This window comes from Burkholderia sp. HI4860, from assembly GCF_002223045.2.
GTDB lineage: Bacteria > Pseudomonadota > Gammaproteobacteria > Burkholderiales > Burkholderiaceae > Burkholderia.
Window position 1 is genome coordinate 2,229,379 of record NZ_NKFO02000003.1, and the last position, 19,444, is coordinate 2,248,822.

Annotated in this window: 19 protein-coding genes; 16 read left to right on the plus strand and 3 right to left on the minus strand. The window is 67.9% G+C overall.

Annotated elements, in window-relative coordinates; translation table 11 throughout:
- The first annotated feature begins 4 nt into the window (after positions 1-4).
- From CFB34_RS25615 to CFB34_RS25650, 8 genes are all read left to right on the plus strand, one after another.
- Positions 5-934: an MlaD family protein gene (locus CFB34_RS25615; RefSeq protein WP_089441110.1), complete on the plus strand. Its 930-nt coding sequence runs from the start codon at positions 5-7 to the stop codon at positions 932-934.
- 38 nt (positions 935-972) lie between these two features.
- Positions 973-1,596, plus strand: a complete 624-nt coding sequence (locus CFB34_RS25620) for a PqiC family protein (RefSeq protein ID WP_089441335.1) — start codon at positions 973-975, stop codon at positions 1,594-1,596.
- Between the two features lie 19 nt (positions 1,597-1,615).
- Positions 1,616-2,767 (plus strand): VanZ family protein, encoded by a 1,152-nt coding sequence (locus CFB34_RS25625; protein ID WP_089441109.1) that lies wholly within the window; start codon positions 1,616-1,618, stop codon positions 2,765-2,767.
- 144 nt (positions 2,768-2,911) lie between these two features.
- Positions 2,912-3,229, plus strand: a complete 318-nt coding sequence (locus CFB34_RS25630; protein ID WP_089441108.1) for an NAD(P)H-dependent oxidoreductase subunit E — start codon at positions 2,912-2,914, stop codon at positions 3,227-3,229.
- Between the two features lie 13 nt (positions 3,230-3,242).
- Positions 3,243-3,887, plus strand: coding sequence for an alpha/beta hydrolase (locus tag CFB34_RS25635; protein ID WP_034198940.1), 645 nt, complete (start codon positions 3,243-3,245; stop codon positions 3,885-3,887).
- 486 nt (positions 3,888-4,373) lie between these two features.
- The gene (locus CFB34_RS25640) at positions 4,374-5,687 is read left to right on the plus strand and encodes a D-alanyl-D-alanine carboxypeptidase family protein (RefSeq protein WP_089441107.1); all 1,314 of its coding nucleotides are present in this window, start codon (positions 4,374-4,376) and stop codon (positions 5,685-5,687) included.
- 48 nt (positions 5,688-5,735) lie between these two features.
- Positions 5,736-6,662 (plus strand): D-amino acid aminotransferase, encoded by a 927-nt coding sequence (locus CFB34_RS25645; RefSeq protein ID WP_089441106.1) that lies wholly within the window; start codon positions 5,736-5,738, stop codon positions 6,660-6,662.
- Positions 6,662-6,970 carry a YbeD family protein gene (locus CFB34_RS25650; protein ID WP_089441105.1) on the plus strand — a complete coding sequence of 103 codons (309 nt, stop codon included), beginning with the start codon at positions 6,662-6,664 and terminating at the stop codon, positions 6,968-6,970. The genes CFB34_RS25645 and CFB34_RS25650 overlap by 1 nt, the downstream gene beginning before the upstream one ends.
- Here the strand turns inward: CFB34_RS25650 and CFB34_RS25655 are convergent.
- On the minus strand, positions 6,954-7,940 hold the full coding sequence (locus CFB34_RS25655) for a transcriptional regulator GcvA (protein WP_089441104.1): 987 nt from the start codon (positions 7,938-7,940) through the stop codon (positions 6,954-6,956). The two genes, CFB34_RS25650 and CFB34_RS25655, sit on opposite strands and share 17 nt — an antisense overlap.
- 102 nt (positions 7,941-8,042) lie before the next feature.
- Here CFB34_RS25655 and CFB34_RS25660 point away from each other — a divergent pair, with 102 nt between their 5' ends.
- The 8 genes from CFB34_RS25660 to CFB34_RS25695 all read left to right on the plus strand — a co-directional run bounded on the left by CFB34_RS25660 (position 8,043) and on the right by CFB34_RS25695 (position 15,220).
- Positions 8,043-8,369 (plus strand): DUF2917 domain-containing protein, encoded by a 327-nt coding sequence (locus CFB34_RS25660; RefSeq protein WP_089441334.1) that lies wholly within the window; start codon positions 8,043-8,045, stop codon positions 8,367-8,369.
- A gap of 84 nt (positions 8,370-8,453) precedes the next feature.
- Complete coding sequence (lipB, locus tag CFB34_RS25665; RefSeq protein WP_089441103.1) at positions 8,454-9,212, plus strand: lipoyl(octanoyl) transferase LipB; 759 nt, start codon at positions 8,454-8,456, stop codon at positions 9,210-9,212.
- Entirely contained in the window at positions 9,205-10,197 is a 993-nt protein-coding gene (gene lipA, locus CFB34_RS25670) for a lipoyl synthase (RefSeq protein WP_089441102.1), read from the plus strand. The genes lipB and lipA overlap by 8 nt, the downstream gene beginning before the upstream one ends.
- Positions 10,198-10,531: 334 nt before the next feature.
- Positions 10,532-10,900 carry a helix-turn-helix transcriptional regulator gene (locus tag CFB34_RS25675; RefSeq protein ID WP_089441333.1) on the plus strand — a complete coding sequence of 123 codons (369 nt, stop codon included), beginning with the start codon at positions 10,532-10,534 and terminating at the stop codon, positions 10,898-10,900.
- Between the two features lie 7 nt (positions 10,901-10,907).
- Complete coding sequence (locus tag CFB34_RS25680) at positions 10,908-12,233, plus strand: type II toxin-antitoxin system HipA family toxin (protein WP_089441101.1); 1,326 nt, start codon at positions 10,908-10,910, stop codon at positions 12,231-12,233.
- A 182-nt stretch (positions 12,234-12,415) separates the two neighbouring features.
- Positions 12,416-13,432: a taurine ABC transporter substrate-binding protein gene (gene tauA, locus CFB34_RS25685; protein ID WP_089441100.1), complete on the plus strand. Its 1,017-nt coding sequence runs from the start codon at positions 12,416-12,418 to the stop codon at positions 13,430-13,432.
- A 28-nt stretch (positions 13,433-13,460) separates the two neighbouring features.
- Positions 13,461-14,258 (plus strand): ABC transporter ATP-binding protein, encoded by a 798-nt coding sequence (locus tag CFB34_RS25690; protein WP_089426414.1) that lies wholly within the window; start codon positions 13,461-13,463, stop codon positions 14,256-14,258.
- On the plus strand, positions 14,258-15,220 hold the full coding sequence (locus CFB34_RS25695; RefSeq protein WP_089441099.1) for an ABC transporter permease subunit: 963 nt from the start codon (positions 14,258-14,260) through the stop codon (positions 15,218-15,220). The genes CFB34_RS25690 and CFB34_RS25695 overlap by 1 nt, the downstream gene beginning before the upstream one ends.
- A 127-nt stretch (positions 15,221-15,347) precedes the next feature.
- Here the strand turns inward: CFB34_RS25695 and CFB34_RS25700 are convergent, their stop codons facing one another.
- Together CFB34_RS25700 and ggt are read right to left on the minus strand one after the other, a co-directional pair.
- Positions 15,348-17,030, minus strand: coding sequence for a YadA-like family protein (locus CFB34_RS25700; RefSeq protein WP_242808703.1), 1,683 nt, complete (start codon positions 17,028-17,030; stop codon positions 15,348-15,350).
- 497 nt (positions 17,031-17,527) lie between these two features.
- The gene (gene ggt, locus CFB34_RS25705; RefSeq protein WP_089441097.1) at positions 17,528-19,405 is read right to left on the minus strand and encodes a gamma-glutamyltransferase; all 1,878 of its coding nucleotides are present in this window, start codon (positions 19,403-19,405) and stop codon (positions 17,528-17,530) included.
- Positions 19,406-19,444 lie beyond the last annotated feature (39 nt).

Below are 19,444 nucleotides of genomic sequence, written 5' to 3' on the forward strand. Positions count from 1 at the left end.
GCGAATGGAAAACAAATCACATGCGTTCTGGGCCGGCCTGTTCACGATCGCGCTGACGCTCGCGATCGCGGGCACCGTGTTCTGGTTCAACGTCGACCGCACCGTGCGCGTGCCGTACGACCTGCTCGCGCGCACCAACGTGACGGGGCTGTTCCCGGACGCGGCCGTGCGCTTTCGCGGCCTCGACGTCGGCAAGGTGCAGTCGATCGGCTTCGATCGCGCGCACCCGGGCCAGATCCGGATCCGCATCCTCGTCGACCACGACGCGCCGATCACGCAGTCGACCTACGGCAGCCTCGGCTTCCAGGGCGTGACGGGCATCGCGTTCGTGCAGCTCGAGGACACGGGTCGCGATCTCGCGCCGCTGCCGTCGTCGACGAAGGCGATCGCGCAGATCCCGATGCGGCCGAGCCTGTTCGACCAGATCCAGGAGCGCGGCGACGTGCTGCTGCGGCAGCTCGAACTGGCCGCGAAGAGCGCGAATGCGCTGATGTCGCCCGAGATGCGCGAGCAACTGCGTGCGACCGCCGAAAGCCTGCAGCACGCGGCCGATGGCGCCGCCACGCTGACGAAGCAGCTCGGCCCGGCGGTCACCGCGCTGCCGGAAACGATGCACGAGGTGAATCGCGCGATGGCGTCGGCGAACACGCTGCTGCAGCCGAATGGGCCGCTCGCGTCGAACCTGAACAAGGCCGGCACGGCCGCCGAGCAGATCAGCGTCGCGCTGAACGGTCTCAACGCGCGTGTGCAGTACGACACGCTGCCGCGTTTCAACGCGCTCGCCGGCAACGTCGGCGACGCCTCGCGGCAATTGAAGGACGTGGCCGGTGAACTTGGCCGCAATCCGCGCAGTCTGTTGTTCGGTTCGCCCGGCGCGGCGCCGGGGCCCGGCGAGCCCGGCTTCGTCTGGCCGGGTGCGACGGCCGGGCAGTGACACCCATCGAAACCGGAAACATCATGCAGGAACACGCCATGCCACGAATCCTTGACCGCGCGCTGCGTCCCGCCGCGGCCGCGCTCGCCGTGCTGACGCTGTCGCTCGCGGCCGGCTGCGCCGGCAACAGCGCGGTGCTGTCGAATGTCCGCTACGACCTCGGGCCGGCCACGTCGGCCGTGACCGCAGGCCCGGGCCCCGCGCTGAAGGTGCTCGACGTCGCCGCGCCCGACGCGCTCGACTCCGACAAATTCGCGTACCGCCTCGCGTACGTGGACGCGCAGCACGTGGCCGTCTATCGCGACAGCCGCTGGACCGCGCCGCCCGCGCAACTGCTCACGCAGCGGCTGCGCGGCGCGCTGTCGTCGCGCGGCACGGTGCTCGAAGGCTCCGACGGCGTGCGCGCGCCGACGCTCAAGGTCGACCTGAACGAATTCGAACAGGTGTTCGACGGCCAGTCGCAGAGTCACGGCGCCGTGACCGCGCGCGCGACGCTGATGCTGGACGGCAAGGTGCTCGGCCAGCGCACGTTCGTGGCACGCGCGCCGTCCAGCACGCCGGACGCGGCGGGCGGCGCCCGCGCGCTCGCGACGGCGAGCGACCAGCTCGTGTCGCAGATCGCCGCGTGGGTCGGCATGCAGGCGTACGCGGGCACGCCGTGACGCGTGCCGTGCAGCCGCGATGAGCGCGACCGGCACCCCTCGCGCATCGCCGCTCGCGCGGCAGGCCTTTGCCGCTTATGCGGCCCTCATCGTCTACGCATCGCTGTATCCGTTCTCAGGCTGGATGTCGCTCGGCATCGGGCCGTTTGACTACCTGTTCGCGCCGATGCAGCGCTACGTGACCGCATTCGACGTGGTCACGAACGTGCTCGGCTACATGCCGTTCGGCGCGCTTGCCGTGCTCGCGCTGCACCCGCGCTGGCGCGGCGTGGCCGCGACGCTGATCGCGGCCGGGCTCGGCGTGCTGCTGTCGGGCACGATGGAAGCGCTGCAAACCTACCTGCCGACGCGCGTCGCGTCGAATCTCGATCTCGCGGCCAACGCGCTCGGCGCGCTGCTGGGCGCGGCGCTCGTCGCGCCGGCCACCGGTGCGCTGCTCGATCGCGGCGCGCTGCGCCGGCTGCGCTTCGCGTGGTTCGAGGACGACGGCGCGACGCCGCTGCTGCTCGCCGGGCTGTGGCCGTTCGCGATCCTGTTTCCGTCGCCGTTCCTGTTCGGCATCGGCGACTGGCCGGCCGCGCTGTGGGAGCGCGCCGACGTGTCGATGCAGGACGCGCTGCTCGCGTGGCTGCCGGCCGCGTGGCGCGTGGGCGAATGGCCGGAGCGCGTCGACGGCTGGCTGTCCGACTCCGGTTGGGAAGCCGCGCTCGGCGGGTTGATGCTGTTCGCCGCGCTGACGATCGCGTCGCTCGCGATGCGGCCGCGCGCGCCGCGCATCCGGCTCCTGATCGCCCTCGTCGTCGCGACACTCGTGCTGAAGGCGGCCGCGACCTTCATGCAGTCGGCCACCGGCCTCGTCGTCGTGTGGGCGACGCCCGGCGCACGGCTCGGGATCGAGCTCGGGTTCGCGGCCGCGCTCGTTGCGCTGCACGTGCCGGCGACCTGGCGCGCGACGCTTGCGGTGCTCGCGCTGCTGGCCGGCGTGGCGCTCGTGAACCTGCTGCCGGTCAATCCGTTCTTCGACTTCACGCTGTCGGGCTGGCGGCAGGGCCGCTACGTGCACTTCAACAGCCTCGCGCGCTGGCTCGCATGGATCTGGCCCTACGCGGCGCTGATCTGGCTCGGCCAGCGCGTCGAGCATGCGTGGCTGCCGGCCGTGCTGCGCCGCTGACGCGGGGGCTGATGTGGCGCGGCGGCGGTATCGCAGGCAGCGGCGTGCGCCGGTCGCTATAATCGTCCGAACCCGCCGCTGCCCCGCGCGGCGGCAACCGCTCCTCTTTCCGCACGGCCTCGCGCCGCGCCGCTCGTCACCATCATGGATTCCTACTACCAGCACCACGTCTTCTTCTGCCTGAACCAGCGCGAACCGGGCGCCGAACGCCCGAGCTGTGCGCAATGCGACGCGCAGACCATGCAGGAATACGCGAAAAAGCGCGTGAAGGAACTCGGTCTCTCTGGGCCCGGCAAGGTCCGCATCAACAAGGCCGGCTGCCTCGACCGCTGCGAGGAAGGGCCCGTGATGGTCGTGTATCCGGAAGGCACGTGGTACACGTACGTCGACCAGGCCGACATCGACGAGATCGTCGAATCGCACCTGCGCGACGGCAAGGTCGTCGACCGCCTGAAGATCTGAGCGGGCCGGCGCAATGAACGTTCATACGCAGAAGTCGCTGATCGCGGGCCCGGTCGGGCAGATCGAAATCGCCGTCGACCTCCCCGACGCCGTGCGCGAAAGCGGCGCCGCGCCGCGCGGCATCGCGCTCGTCGCGCATCCGCATCCGCTGTTCGGCGGCACGATGGACAACAAGGTCGCGCAAACCCTCGCGCGCACGCTCGTGCAGCTGAACTACGTCGTGTTCCGGTCGAACTTCCGCGGCGTCGGCGCGACCGAAGGCGTGCACGACAACGGCACCGGCGAAGCCGACGACCTGCTCGCGGTGCTCGCGCACATGCGCGCGCAGCCCGCGTATGCGGACCTGCCGCTCGTGCTCGCCGGCTTCTCGTTCGGCACCTTCGTGCTGTCGCACGTCGCGAAGCGGCTGCGCGACGCGGGCGAGACGATCGAGCGGATGGTGTTCGTCGGCACGGCCGCGAGCCGCTGGCAGGTGGCCGACGTGCCGGAGAACACGCTCGTGATCCACGGCGAAACCGACGACACGGTGCCGATCGCTTCCGTGTACGACTGGGCGCGGCCGCAGGAACTGCCGGTCGTCGTGATCCCCGGCGCCGAGCATTTCCTGCATCGCAAGCTGCACGTGCTGAAGCGCATCATCGTCGACGCGTGGCGCTAGCCAGTGCGCGGGTGCGGGCGTAACGCCGGCACCCGCGTCGCGTCTCACCCAGGATCTCCTGGCACGCGCCGGACGCGCGTTCCCCCACGCGACATCGCGCCGCGCCGTGCGGCGCCGCCTCACTTCCGCCTCGCCTGCGCATGCCTTTCGCACCCCTTCGCGTGCGATGACGGGCAGCTTGTCGTCACCCCGCGCCCGATGCGGATGCGCAACTGTCCGGCGCCAGGTTCGCGAAAACGCGCTGCGCGCCCACGTATAATGGCCGGATTCCGCGTCGCCCGCGGCCCGGCTGGGCGCATTGCGGCGCTCGTTTCGCCGCCTGTCCGCCCGCTCGCGACGGCCGCGAACCGAACGCGTCCGCACGAGTCCAACCGGCGCGTTTCGCGTCGCCCGATGATGTCGGGCGAGTGCCCGAAACGCCCGCCGCCTTGCCGTTCAACCCTGCGCGTTTCGCACCGCACTTTCTGCCATCAGCCTGAATCGATCATGCGTCTGTCTCCCCAAGGCCTCAAGTCCCTCGCTTCCTCCATCGCCTTCGGCACCGCCGCGCGCAACGTCGCGCTCGGCGTGATGCTGCCCGTCGCGCTCGCCTCGACGATCGTCGTCGCCGAGGCGAAGCCGGCCGCCAAGGCCAAGGCCGCGCATGCGGCGCCGGCCGCCACCGAGCAGTTCACCGGCGCGCCCGCGACCTACATGCCGGGCGCGGTGCCGCCGCCGGGCGTGAATGCGCGTTCGTGGGTGCTCGTCGATGCGACCAGCAACACGGTGCTCGCGTCGGGCAATGCCGATGAGCGCGTCGAGCCCGCGTCGCTGACGAAGCTGATGACGGCGTACCTCGTGTTCGAGGCGCTCGACAAGAAGAAGATCTCGATGGAGCAGATCATCACGCCGAGCGAAGCCGTGCGCCGCGTCGGCCGCGACGAGTCGCGCATGTTCATCGAGGCGAACAAGCCGGTGTCGGTGCACGACCTCGTGTACGGGATGATCATCCAGTCGGGCAACGACGCCGCGATCGCGCTGGCCGAACTCGTCGGCGGCAGCGAAGGGCAGTTCGTCACGCTGATGAACGACGAGGCGCAGCGCCTCGGCATGAAGGGCACGCACTTCGCCGACGTGAACGGCATGCCCGACCCGAACCACTACACCACGGCCGGCGACCTCGCGAAGCTGTCCGCCCACCTGATCCGCGATTTTCCGCAGTACTACAGCATCTTCTCGGAGAAGGAATTCAAGTACAACAACATCCGCCAGGGCAACCGCAACCGCCTGCTGTGGCTCGACCCGACGGTCGACGGCCTGAAGACGGGCCATACGCAAGCGGCCGGCTACTGCCTGATCGCGTCGGCGAAGCGCGCGATCCCGGGCGTGGACGGCCAGCGCCGCCTGGTGTCGGTGATGATGGGCGAGCAGAAGGAAAGCGAGCGCACGCAGGACAGCATGAAGATGCTGAACTACGGCTACAGCGCGTTCGATTCGGTGCGCCTGTTCAAGGGCGGCCAGGCGATGTCGACGCCGCGCATCTACAAGGGCAAGGACAACACCGTGCAGGTCGGCGTGAAGGCCGACCAGTGGGCGACCGTGCCGCGCGGCCTCGGCGACAAGATCAAGACGGAAGTCGACGTCAACGCGCCGCTGATCGCGCCGCTCGCGGAAGGCCAGCAGGTCGGCACCGTGAAGATCGTCGCCGACGGCAAGACGCTGTCGGAATTCCCGGTCGTCGCACTGCAGGCCGTGCCGGAAGCGGGTATCTTCGGGCGTATCTGGGACTCGATCCTGCTGATGTTCAGCAAGAAGAAGTAAGCACGACGGGCCTTTGTTTTCGCGACTTCATCCCCATCTGACATAGCTATGAGCCAAGCCGAATTCGAACCGATCGTCTACCTCAGCGTCTCGTCGCAGGAGGAAATGGTGCCGCTGTCGGAAGCCCGTGTACCGGTGCTCGACCGCGGGTTCATCTTCGGCGACGGCGTGTATGAAGTTGTCCCCGTTTATGCGCACGACGGCGCGCACGTGCCGTTCCGGATCGAGCAGCATCTGGCACGGCTCGAGCGCAGCCTGAAGAAGATCGGCATCGCGAGCCCGCACGACGACGCGGGCTGGCGGGCGTTGATCGAGCGCGTGGTCGCGGCGAATGCCGAAGGGCTCGGCGATGGCAACGCGCTCGTCTACCTGCAGGTGACGCGCGGTGTCGCGAAGCGCGGCCACGCGTTCCCGGCGAACGCGGTGCCGACGGTGTTCGCGATGACGAGCCCGCTGCGCCTGCCGTCGGAAGAGGAGCGTGCGAAGGGCGTGCGCTGCGTGACGGCCGAGGATCGTCGCTGGCTGCATTGCGACATCAAGTCGATCTCGCTGCTCGGCAACGTGCTGATGGCGCAGCATGCGGCCGAGCGCGATGCGTTCGAGACGCTGCAGCTGCGCGACGGCAACCTGACGGAAGGCTCGTCGTCGAACGTGTGGATCGTGAAGAACGGCGAGCTGCTCGCGCCGCCGCGCAGCAACAAGATCCTCGAGGGGATCCGCTACGCGCTGATCGAGGAACTGGCGGACGAATGCGAGATCCCGTTCGTCGCACGCGAGATCAGCGAAGTGGAGTTGCGCGCAGCCGACGAAATCATGATCACGTCGGCCACGAAGGAAGTGCTGCCCGTCACGTCGCTCGACGATCTGCCCGTGCATGGCGGCAAGCCGGGCCCCGTATTCGCGGCGTTGTACGACGCGTACCAGCGCGCGAAAGCGCGCGAGTTTGAACAGTTTGACCTAACCCGGAGCAAATGATGAGCGAACCGACCAAAACCATCGAGGTGTCAGGCGCAATCGATACCCGGAAGGAGTCGCTGCTGGAGTTCCCGTGCGATTTCCCGATCAAGATCATGGGCAAGGCGCACCCCGAGTTCAAGGACACGATCTTCAAGGTCGTCGCCGTTCACGACAACGAGATCGACGTCGAGAAGATCGAGGAGCGCGCGTCGAGCGGCGGTAATTACACGGGCCTCACGATCACCGTGCGGGCGACGAGCCAGGAACAGCTCGACAACATCTACCGCGCACTGACCGGCCACCCCATGGTCAAGGTCGTACTCTAAGCGCTTTCCATCCTCCTTCCTGCGCGCACTCGGCGGGGGTCTTCCCCGCCGCGCGCCGCGCGTCCAGCTCGTCGCATAGCCGCTTGTATTCGGCGACTTCCTGAAGCAGCCAGGTCCTGAACGCCTGCACGCGCGGCGTGTTCACGAGCGGCGGCGGACACACGAAAAAATAGTGCCACGGGCTCGGCCCGTCGATGTCGAACAGGCGCACGATGCGCCCGTCGAGCAGGTCGTGCACCGCGAGCGAGCGGCGCACCAGCGCGATGCCCTGGCCGTCGATCGCGGCCAGCAGCAGGTTCGACGAATCCTGGTACAGAATCCCCCGTTTCGGCTCGGTCAGCGTCTTGAGCCCGGCCGCGTCGAACCACGGCCGCCACAGCTCGTCGTCCGAGCGCAGCAGGTTGTAGTGCACGAGATCCGCGGGCGTTTGCGGCAGCTTGCCGCCGTTCAGCGTCGGCGCGCACGCCGGAAAGAACACCTCGTCGAACAACGGCTCGACGTGCAGCCCCGGATAGTTGCCTTGACCGAAGCGGATCGCGATGTCGACGTCGTCGCGCGCGAAATCGGTGAGCGAGTTGGTCGACTGCAGCTCGACGTCGATTTCCGGATGCCGCTCGATGAACGTGCCGATGCGCGGCGTGATGAAGCGCGCGGCGAACGACGACAGCATCGACACCACGAGCCGCCGGTCGCGGTCGCTCGCGCGCACGTCGCGGGTCGCATCGGCGATCACCATCAGCGCGGTGCGGATCTGCTGAGCGTAGCGCATGCCGGCGTCGGTCAGGCACAGCCGCTTGCCGTTGCGCGTGAACAACTGCACGCCGAGCTCCTCCTCGAGTGCGCGTACCTGGTGGCTGACCGCGCCGTGCGTGACGAACAGCTCGTCGGCGGCGCGCGAGAAATTCTCGTGACGGGCGGCGGCTTCGAACGCGCGAATCGCGTTCAGCGCAGGTAGCTGGCGGAGGTCCATTTGCTAATTTTCCTCACATCGACGTGAAAATTGGTCGTTTTGTCCGACGCCTTGAAGTGACTACGATTGTAGCCATCGAAGCACTTTTTGGCGGAGTCGATCATGCAAGAAATTTCTTCAAGCATCACGTTCGAAATCCCCGCGGGCGAAACCGTGCCGATGAAGGTACAACGCAGCACGCGGCTGATCGTCCAGCGCGGGCCGGTGTGGGCGACGCGCAGCAATGACGTCGACGACTACTTCCTGGTCGACGGCGAATCGCTGAAGCTGCGCCGCGGCGAGCGGCTGTGGCTCAGCGCGGAAGGCCGGGAGGGCACGTGCGTGGCGTTCTCGGTATCGCGGCCGCCCCGGGAGGTCGCGCTCGGCGGCCTGGCGCGGCTGCGTGAACGCCTGTCCGCGCTGCTTCACAACGGCTGGCGCACCGTCTGACCATCATTTCCTCCGACGGATACCGGCGATCCGTCCCCCTCCCCAGGCCGGCGAGACCCACGGGTTTTCGGTAAACTACCGCCCATGTCCGTTTCGCCGGTTTCCATCGTGTCCACGCCTGTTGCCGTTTCCGCATCGCCCACCGGGTCCCCGGATCAGCCGGCCGCGCCGGTCACCGTGCGGTGGCGGGGCGTCGAGACCTACGAGGCGAGCTTCGACGCGATGCGCGCGTTCACCGACACGCGCACGGCCGACACCGGCGACGAGATCTGGCTGGTCGAGCACCCGCCCGTCTACACGCTCGGCCAGGCCGGTGACCCGGCCCACCTGCTGGTGGCCGACAGCGGCGTGCCGCTCGTGAAGGTCGACCGCGGTGGGCAAATCACTTACCACGGCCCCGGCCAGATCGTCGCGTACCTGCTGCTGGACCTGCGCCGGCGCAAGCTGATGGTGCGCACGCTGGTGACGAAGATCGAGGAGGCCGTGATCGAAACCCTCGCGGCGTATAATCTCGCTTCGGTCCGCAAGGCGGGCGCGCCCGGGATCTACGTGGCGTCCGGCGTGCACGAAGGCGCGAAAATCGCGGCCCTCGGCCTGAAGATCCGCAACGGCTGCAGCTATCACGGGCTGAGCCTGAACGTGAAGATGGATCTGCGCCCGTTTCTTGCGATCAACCCGTGCGGCTATGCCGGACTGGAAACTGTCGACATGGCGAGCCTCGAGGTTGCCGCCGACTGGAACGACGTCGCCCACACGCTGGTGCGCCGTCTGATCGCCAACCTCGACGGCGCATCCGCGGCCGCCGACAAGCCGCAGGCACTGGAACAACATTCGAATGACTGACGTTACCGCTTCCCCCGCACCGGCCGATTCGGCCGCGACCCCTGCCTACGATCCGACCGCCAAGCAGAAGGCGCAGGCGAAGACGGCGCGCATTCCGATCAAGGTCATTCCGATCGAGAAGCTGAAGAAGCCCGAGTGGATCCGCGTGAAGGCGGCCACCGGCAGCTCGCGCTTCAACGAGATCAAGACGATCCTGCGCGAGCACAACCTGCATACGGTGTGCGAGGAAGCGAGCTGCCCGAACATCGGCGAGTGCTTCGGCAAGGGCACCGCGACGTTCATGATCATGGGCGACAAGTGCACGCGCCGCTGCCCGTTCTGCGACGTCGGCCACGGCCGCCCCGATCCGCTGGATCCGGACGAGCCGAAGAACCTCGCGCGCACGATCGGCGCGCTGAAGCTCAAGTATGTGGTGATCACGAGCGTCGACCGCGACGACCTGCGCGACGGCGGCGCCGGCCACTTCGTCGAGTGCATCCGCGAAGTGCGCGAGCAGTCGCCGGAAACGCGCATCGAGATCCTGACGCCGGACTTCCGCGGCCGCCTCGACCGCGCGATCTCGATCCTGAACGCCGCGCCGCCGGACGTGATGAACCACAACCTCGAAACGGTGCCGCGCCTGTACAAGGAAGCGCGCCCGGGTTCGGACTACGCGCATTCGCTGAAGCTGCTGAGGGACTTCAAGGCGCTGCATCCGGACGTCGCGACGAAGTCGGGCCTGATGGTCGGCCTCGGCGAAACCGAAGAGGAAATCCTGCAGGTGATGCGCGACCTGCGCGCGCACGACGTCGACATGCTGACGATCGGCCAGTACCTGCAGCCGTCCGAGCACCACCTGCCGGTGCGGGCGTACGTGCATCCGGATACGTTCAAGATGTACGAGGAAGAGGCGTACAAGATGGGCTTCACGCACGCGGCCGTCGGCGCGATGGTGCGCTCGAGCTATCACGCCGATCTGCAGGCGCATGGGGCCGGGGTGGTCTGAGCGCCGTTGCTTCGTCGTCTTCCGGCGAAACCAAAAGAAGCCCGCAGCGATGCGGGCTTTTTGTTGGCGCGGACGCGGAGCGTGGCCAAACGGCCGAATTGTGTGCCGGATGGGTGCCGTCGATGATGTATGCGACGACGAAGTGTTGGACGACGCGACACGTCAGAGTCCCGCTGTTGACGGTGCCCGCGTTGGGTGCGGTAGCGTATTGCCCATCAATGAATACCCTTTAAGGTATCCGATGAGAGCTGTTACAAGGGGTAATGGTTCTCGTTGGGGCTCTTAAGGGGTGCTCGCCCTTGAGATCCTGCTGTGTCGACTTATAATGGGTCTCATGGAAACCATTAAGTCAGATAAAGGCTCGGTTGAGAACCGTAAGGTTGAGCGACCTTTGCCCGTCATCGCGCAGCGTACGCTCAAGAAACTGGGTGGTGACATCAATCGTGCCCGGCGTCGGCGAGGGTTGACGCAGCAGGCGTTGGCCGAGCGTGTCGGAGCAGGACTCAGCACGATCAAGCGACTGGAGGCCGGTGATCCGCGCATGCAACTGCATGTGCTTGCGCGCGTGCTTCAGGTGTTCGGTGAGCTCGACCGGCTGAGCGATCTGCTCGACAGTGCACAGGACGACGTCGGGCTCGCGCTGATGGACGAGCAACTGCCCCAACGGATTCGCACGCCCAAGAAGAGCCCCCACGCATTTTGAGCAGCGAATGAACGGTAAAGCGATCAAACCGGATGTCAGCGACGCACTGGACTTGCACATCGGCACGGCCGGGTTGCCGGTCGGGCGCTTGCTCTATGTGAGTCAAGGGCGGCGCGAATTGTCCCAGTTCGTCTATGACGAGCGCTGGTTGACGCATCCCGATCGCTTCGAGATATCGCCGGATCTGCCGCTGCACGCTGGCTATCAGACCCGCCGCGCACCGCGCGCGGTGGATTCGGTCTTTCACTTCGCGCTCGCCGATACGGAGCCCGATGCATGGGGGAGACGCGTCATCGATCGAGCGCACGCCAAGCTGCGTCGAACCCAGCCCGACCTCAGGCCACTCAACGAGCTGGATTATTTGTGTGCGGTCGATGACTTCAGCCGGGTTGGTGCACTGAGGCTGTGTCGTTCGGGCCGGTATTTGCGGACCGAGGAGGGCGGGCGGCGGACCACGCCACCTTTCATCGAACTCGAGCGGATCGCCGATGCCACGCGCGCGCTCGAGGCGGGCACCGACACGGCCGCCGATCTGAGCTATCTGCAGGGCAAGGGTACGTCGCTGGGTGGTATGCGCCCGAAATGCACGGTGCTGGACGAGAACGGCAGGCTCGCCATCGGCAAGTTTCCCAGCATCGGGGATACGATCAACGTCACGCGAGCCGAGGTGCTGGCACTGCGTCTCGCTCGCATGGCCGGTATCGATGCGGCGGGCGCGCGATGCGTGACGGTGGGCGAGACGCCCGTCGCGCTCATCGAACGGTTCGACCGCACCGGCGACGATCTTCGTATTCCGTATCTGTCAGCCGCGTCGATGCTGCAGGCGTCCCGTGACGATGAGCACGCCTATACGGAGATCGTCGATGCGATGCGCCAGCATGGCGCCCGGCCGCTCGATGACGCGCGCGAGCTCTGGCGGCGTCTCGTGTTCAACCTCCTTATCACGAACACTGACGACCATCTGCAGAATCTCGGCTTCCTTTACGACGGCAATCGACGATGGCGGTTGGCACCGGCTTTCGACGTCAATCCGATGCCCGGCAAGCTGCGCGAATCGAAGACGTGGCTCACCGAGGATACGGGCCCGATCGATTCGATTGGCATGCTGCTCGATGCATGCAGTCATTTTTCGTTGACGCGCGACCAGGCGCTTGACGTGCTGGGCGGCGTGTTCGATGCCGTTCAGAGTTGGCGGCGTGTCGGTCAATTGGCGGATATCGGTTTGACGGTACGGGAACTCGACGATCTAGAGGACGCGTTCGAGCACCCGCAGACCGAGCTGGCGCGCAGGTATCTCGGCCGGCCGGTGCGACCCGCGACCCGCGAACGCTGACACACGCGTTCCGCGTCCCCGCACGACAATCGCCACCGGACCGGACGCGCAATCCGGTCAAGCATGGAAAGCAAAGCTGAAACGGCATCGATAGCTTCGCAGGATAAGTTCGCTCCCGCCGCGCGCAAAGCTCCTATAGTCGGCTCTCCCGCACCAATGCCCGCATTCCGAAGGAGAGCCGCATGTCCCGTTTCAGCTTCATCCGCCGCGCCGTCGTCGCGCTGACCGCCTTTGCCGCGTTCGGCGCGGCGCACGCCGAAACGCGCGAAGTCGTGATCGCGTACCAGGACATGGTGGTGCCGTGGCGCTACGCGCAGGCGAGCGGTGAAGTCGAAAAGGCGACCGGCTACAAGGTCACGTTCCGCAAGCTCGACAGCGGCGCCGACGTGATCCGCGCGCTCGCGTCGGGCTCCGTGCAGCTCGGCGAAGCCGGCTCGAGCCCGATCGCGGCCGGGCTGTCGCAGGGGCTCGACATCTCGCTGTTCTGGGTGCTCGACAACATCAACGACGCCGAGGCGCTCGTCGCGCGCAACGGCTCGGGCGTCACCAACATCGCCGCGCTGAAGGGCAAGAAGATCGGCGTGCCGTTCGTGTCGACGTCGCATTTCCACGCGCTCGTCGCGCTGCAGGCCGCGGGCGTCAATCCGAACGACGTGAAGATCGTCAACCTGCGTCCGCCCGAAGTCGCGGCGGCGTGGGCGCGCGGCGACATCGACGCGACCTACATCTGGGATCCGGTGCTCGCGAAGGTCAAGCAATCGGGCACCGTGCTGACGACGTCCGGCCAGGTTGCGAAAGAAAGTGGCAAGGCGACCTTCGACGGCTTCGTCGTGAGCCGCAAGTTCGCGCGCGAGAACCCCGAGTTCGTCACGCGCTTCGTGAAGGTGCTCGCGGCGGCCGATGCCGACTACCGCGCGCATGCGGCGGCGTGGACGGTCGGCTCGCCGCAGGTCGCGGCGGTCGCGAAGGTCTCGGGCGCGAACGCACAGGACGTGCCGGCCAGCCTCGCGCTCTATGCGTTCCCGACGGCGGCCGAGCAGGCATCGCCGACGTGGCTCGGTGGCGGCGCGCAGTCGGGTGCTGCGAAGTCGCTCGCGGCGACTGCCACCTTCCTCAAATCGCAAGGCACGATCCAGACGGTGCTCGCCGACTATTCGGCCGGCGTCGATCCGCAGTTCGTGCAGAAGGCCGCGCGCTGAGCGCGGCGATCATCGCGGAGTCCCGAGCATGAGCACGCTGGAAGTCCGTCAGGTATCGGTTGCCTATCCGGGCGAGCGCGGCAGGCCGACGACGCAGGCGCTCGCGCGCGTCGACCTGCGCATCGATGCCGGTGAATTCGTCGTCGCGCTCGGCGCGTCCGGGTGCGGGAAGACGACGCTCTTGAACTGCATGGCCGGCTTTGTCGCGCCGACGACCGGTGAGGTGTGCGTCGACGGCGTGCCCGTCACGGGCCCCGGCGCCGATCGCGGCGTCGTGTTCCAGAAGTACGCGCTGCTGCCGTGGCTCGACGTGCTCGACAACGTCGCGCTCGGGCTGCGCTTCGCACGCGTGTCGAAGGCCGAACGCGCCGCGCGGGCGCGGGAGATGCTCGCGCTCGTCGGGCTCGATGGTCACGCGCATGCGCGCGTGTACGAGCTGTCGGGCGGGATGCAGCAGCGTGTCGGCATCGCGCGCGCACTCGCGAGTGACCCGCGCGTGCTGCTGATGGACGAGCCGATGGGCGCGCTCGACGCGATGACGCGCGGCACGATGCAGGCGCTCGTGCTCGACGTATGGGCGCGTACCGGCAAGACGGTGTTCTTTATCACGCACGATGTCGAGGAGGCGCTGTTCCTCGCGACGCGTCTCGTCGTGATGACGCCCGGCCCCGGCCGGATCGCGGAAACCTTCGAACTGCCGTTCGCGCGCCGTTACGTCGAATCGCGCGATGCGCGCGCGGTGAAGTCGTCACCGGATTTCATCGCGTGGCGTGAGCGGCTGATCGCGTACCTGCATCGCGACGAAGCGGCCGAGGCGGCCGCGTGATGCATGAACTCGCGCGACAGGGCGCGTCGGTCGGACGCGGTCGGATCAGCACTTTGCACAGGCAGGACAGCATGAGCACGCAGGATTCGTGGACGGCCGACGGAACGGCCGCAGGTGTCGAGCAGGGTGATCGCACGCAGGCTCGAGCGACGGAGCGTCGTGCGCCATCGTCGCGCCGCTACCGGTTGCCGGGGGAGGGCAAGACGGCGGCCTTGAGCACGGCGACGGTCGCGGTGCTGGCCGTGGTGTGGTGGGTCGCCACGCATCGCCAGTGGCTGCCGCCGCTGTTCCTGCCCGCGCCGGAAGCCGTGTGGACGGCGTTCGTCGATGCGTGGCATGGTCGCATTCAGGGTGGGCTGCCGTTGTCCGAGCACCTGCTGTGGAGTGCGGCGCGCGTGTTCGGTGCGTTCCTGTTCGCGACCGTGATCGGCGTGCCGGCCGGCATCCTGATGGGCGTGAGCCGCGTCGCGCGCGGCGTGCTCGATCCGCTGCTGGAGTTCTACCGGCCGCTGCCGCCGCTCGCGTACCTGCCGCTCGTCGTGATCTGGTTCGGCATCGACGAAACGGCGAAGCTCGTCGTGATCTTCCTCGCATGTTTCGCGCCGATTGCGATGGCTGCGCGCGCCGGCGTGCGCGCGGCGACGGTCGAACAGATCAACGCCGCGTATTCGCTCGGCGGCAGTTTCGCGCAGATCGTGCGCCACGTCGTGCTGCCGGCCGCGTTGCCGGAGATTCTCACCGGGCTGCGGATCGCGATCGGCTTCGGCTGGACGACGCTCGTCGCGGCCGAGATGGTCGCCGCGACCGCCGGGCTCGGGCAGATGGTGCTCAACGCGTCGAGCTTCCTGCGCACCGACATCGTCGTGATGGGGATCCTGATCATCGGCGCGATCGCGTGGCTGTTCGATCTCGCGATGCGATGGGTCGAGCGGCGGATCGTGCCGTGGAAGGGGCGCGGATAGGCGGCGAGTCGCACCGGGGCGCGACGCAGGTCGATTGCTCCGCACCGCGAACGAGAGAGGGGCCGGGCTTCGCGTCGAGCGAAGCCCGGCCCCTGCCGCATGATGCCGGCGACTGCGAGAGGACGGCTTACCAGCGATACCCGGCGCCGGCGCCGACCGCAACCGTGCCGCGCGTATTGGTCGAACCGGATGCCTTGACCACCCAGCGCCCGTTGCGCGTGGCGGTGGACAGGCCGAACGCGACGGCCGACTGCCCGCTGTACGTGCCGCCGGCGATCGAGACCATGCTTTCGCCAGCCAGCGACGCCTGCGGCAGGTTCGCGATGGCGACGGCGGACGCGATGCCGCCGCTGGCGTCGCGACGATAGTGGTCGATGTCGTTACGCACGCTGCCGATCTGGTCGTGCAACTGCTGCACGTTCACGGCATCGGTCGGCGCGGTACCGGCCTTGACGTTGGTGATCTGCCGCTCCTGGCCCGGTGCGCCGACGGAGACCGTGTCGTCGCGATCGGCGACGGAGTTGTTGCCGAGCGCGACCGAGTTGTTGCCCGATGCCGTCGAGTTGTTCCCGAGCGTGAGACTGTCGTCACCGGATGCCTTCGAGTTCTGCCCGAGTGCAAGCGAGTTCGATCCCGTTGCGCCGGAGCCGTCGCCGAGCTGCGCGAAGTCGTTGCCGTGGTTGCCGCCGGGCGGTGGGCTCGTGGGTTTGTCGTTCTCGAAGTTCGTCAGGCGCGTATCGAGCAAGTCGATCTTCTGCTGCATCGTGAAGAGCTGCCCGCCGTTGACGGCTTCCAGGCTGCCCGCTGCGATCAGGCCGGGCGCGACGTTGGCAAGCAGCGTGCCGCCGACACCGCCGAGCGTCGCGCGGGCGAGTGTCAGATCGTCGTACACGAGCGCACCGAGCTGCTTGCCGTTCGGGTCGATCAGGCCGGTCGCCTTCAACTGCGCGATGGTCACGGCGTCGGTGTCGTCGACGCCGTTCGACAGTCCGGTCAGTACGCGCGTACCGTCCGTACCGGCGAGGCTTACCGACGTGCCGCCCTTGTTCGCGCCGATCGAGATCGCGAGGCTCGCGGGGTCCTGCCGGACGAGGCCGGTGGCGCCGTTGTCGAGGCGCGTGCCGAGATCGTCGACGTCGACGCGAATGGATTTGACGTCGCCTTCGATGTTCGTGACACGGCCGTCGAGCGTCGTGATCGATTGCGTGTTGGTCCTGGCGCGTTCGTCGAGATTCGTCAGCGCACTGCCGACGTCGTTGAACGACTGGCCGTCGATCTTGTAGTTCGGGCCGCGCACGCTCCCGTCCGCGTTGATCGCGGCATCGCCGCCGAGCGCCTCGACGACCGGCTTGAGCTGCGACAGGTTGACCGCGTCGGTATCCTTCGTGCCGGCGCGGAGATTGACGAGCTGGCGCTCGTTGCCGGCCTGGCCGATCGAGACGGTCTTCGCGCGGTCGGCGACGCTGCCCTGGCCCAGTGCCACCGAATCGTGCGCGGTCACTTTCGTGTCCGCGCCGAGCGCGAGCGCGCGGTTCGCAGTGACGCTCGACGATACGCCGAACGCGCTCGACCGGTCGCCGTGAACGCTGGCCCTTTCACCGATCGCAATCGTGGCTTGGCCATTGGCGCTGGCCTCCGCGCCGATCGCGATGGCCGAGTAATCGCCGCCGGTCTCGCCGTTTGCCTTCGCACCGGGCCCGATGGCAATCGAGCCGGCTCCCGAGGCAGTGGGCGTGCCGCCCGTACCACCATTGACGATGAGATTCTCCAGCACCAGATCGGCGGCCTGACCGTAGCCCGGTGCCAGCACGGCAATGGCGATGGCGAGTTTCGAGAGGCGGGTGGCGCAAGCGGCGCGGCGCAAGCGACCGGAAGAGCGGAGGGGGATGCTGGCCATTATATGAGTCGCAGTCCTTATTAATTTGGGATATTGAGTCGCAGGGTTGGCGCAGGCTGACGAGGCGCCGTCACGATACGGACGTGCCTTCGTCCCGGCGGCTCGTTGGCTGCGCGATGGTGCTGTGGTGGGGGACCGCAACATGCCGTCGCTGCCGACGACCTGCCTGGATAGGACTACGCCGATACGAGCGGCCGACTATACGGATTGACGCAAGGGCCGTCGATGAGACGAATACGAAATTGATGCGGATGGTGCGGGACACATGCGTGCGTCGAGCACGATGCGCAGGATGAACCGAGCGAGCGGACAGGGAGTGGTCCGCACGCGTCGGGCACGCCGACGCGTCGTCACGGCCAGGCGGCCGGACGACATCGCGTAGCGGGCCGCGCCGCCACGCCCGGGAACCCTCATTCCCCCATCGCCATGCCTTCGCGCCGCGGATCCGCGCCGCCGAACCACACCGTCTGCCCCTGCACGTTCAGCCGCTGGATCCCCTGCAGCCCCGAATTCATCTCGACGACCTGCACGTCGTGCCCGCGGCCCTTCAGCCCGTCGGCGAGTGCTTCCGACACGCGGCCGCGTTCAAGCTGCGTCGGCCCGTTCATCGACCCGAAGTTCGGCAGCGCGATCGCCTGCTGCATCGTCATCCCCCAGTCGAGCACGCCCACCAGCGTCTTCGCGACGTGATTGATGATCGCGGGGCCGCCGGCCGAGCCGACGATCATCGTCACCTGCTTCGTCTTCTTGTCGAACACCAGCTCCGGCGACATCGCCGAGCGCGGCCGCTTGCCGGCCTGCACGCGGTTCGCGACCGGCCGGCCGTTGTCGTTCGACACGAACGAGAAATCGGTGAGCTGGTTGTTCAGCATGAAGCCGCGCACCATCAGCCGCGACCCGAACGCGTCCTCGATGCTGGTCGTCATCGACAGCGCCTGGCCGTAGCGATCGACGATCGCGATGTCGGACGTCGACGGCAGCTCGGGGCTGCGGTCGTCGGCCATCGCGAGCGTCGCGCCCTGCGGCGTGCCGGCCTGCGCGACACCCATGCTGCTGTCACCGATCAGGTGCGCGCGCTGCGCGAGATAGGTCTTGTCGGTGAGGCTCGCCCAGCTGCCACCGGGCAGCGGCACGAAATCGGGATCGGCGACATAGCGCGCGCGGTCCGCATACGCGAGGCGCCCGGCTTCGCTGAACAGGTGCGCGGCGAACGGGGTCGGCTCGTAGCCGACGTCGTTGCGCACCGGCTTCTGCGCGCCGATCTGCTGCCAGTCGGGCATCGCTTCGAGGATGCCGAGCATCTGCGCGATCGCGAGGCCGCCCGACGACGGCGGCGGCATCCCGCACACGACCGAGCGCCGGTAGTCGGCACACAGCGGCGCACGCACCTTCGCCTTGTAGCGCGCGAGATCCTGCAGCGACAGCAGGCCCGGGTTGGTCGGGTGCTTGCGCACCTTCGTGACGATGTCGCGTGCGATCGCGCCGCTGTAGAACGCGTTCGCGCCGCGGTCGGCGACCTGGCGCAGCACGGTCGCGAGCGCGGGGTTCTTCAGCACCGTGCCGGCCGCCTTCGGCGTGCCGTCCGGGTTGTAGAAGTACGCACGGGCGGCCGGGTCGTTCTTCAGGTACTTGTCATTGGCGATCAGCGTCGCGAGCCGCGGGCTGATCGTGAAGCCGTGCTCGGCGAGCCGGATCGCCGGCTGGAACAGCCGGCGCCACGGCAGCTTGCCGTGCGCGCGATGCGCGGCGTCGAGCATGCGCAGCACGCCCGGCGTGCCGACCGAGCGCCCGCCGACGACACCTTCGTAGAAGCTCATCGGCTGGCCGGTCGGCCCGTAGAACAGGCGGTCGGTGGCAGCGGCCGGCGCGGTTTCGCGGCCGTCGTAGGCCTGCGTTGCCTTGCCGTCGAAGTACAGCATGAACGCGCCGCCGCCGATCCCCGACGATTGCGGCTCGACGAGCGCGAGCACCATCTGCGTGGCGATCGCCGCGTCGATCGCGGTGCCGCCGGCCTTCAGCATGTCGAAGCCGGCCTGCGTCGCGAGCGGGTTCGCGGCGGCGATCATGACGTGCTGCGAGGTCCAGCCCGGCTTGTCGGTCCAGCCGGACGACAACTCGGGCGCATGGAAGCCGGGCAGCGGCACGGCGGCGCCCGAGGCGGCGGCGACGGGCACCACCGCACCCGACGGCGGCGTGGACGGGGACGTGCAGCCGGCGTTGAACGCGACGAGCGCGACGGCGGCGAGCAGCGTCCAGGAGCGCGAATGCGGACGAATCCGGTCGAACATTGAACCCTCGGCAGCAGTGAATTCGAAGGAGGCGACGGT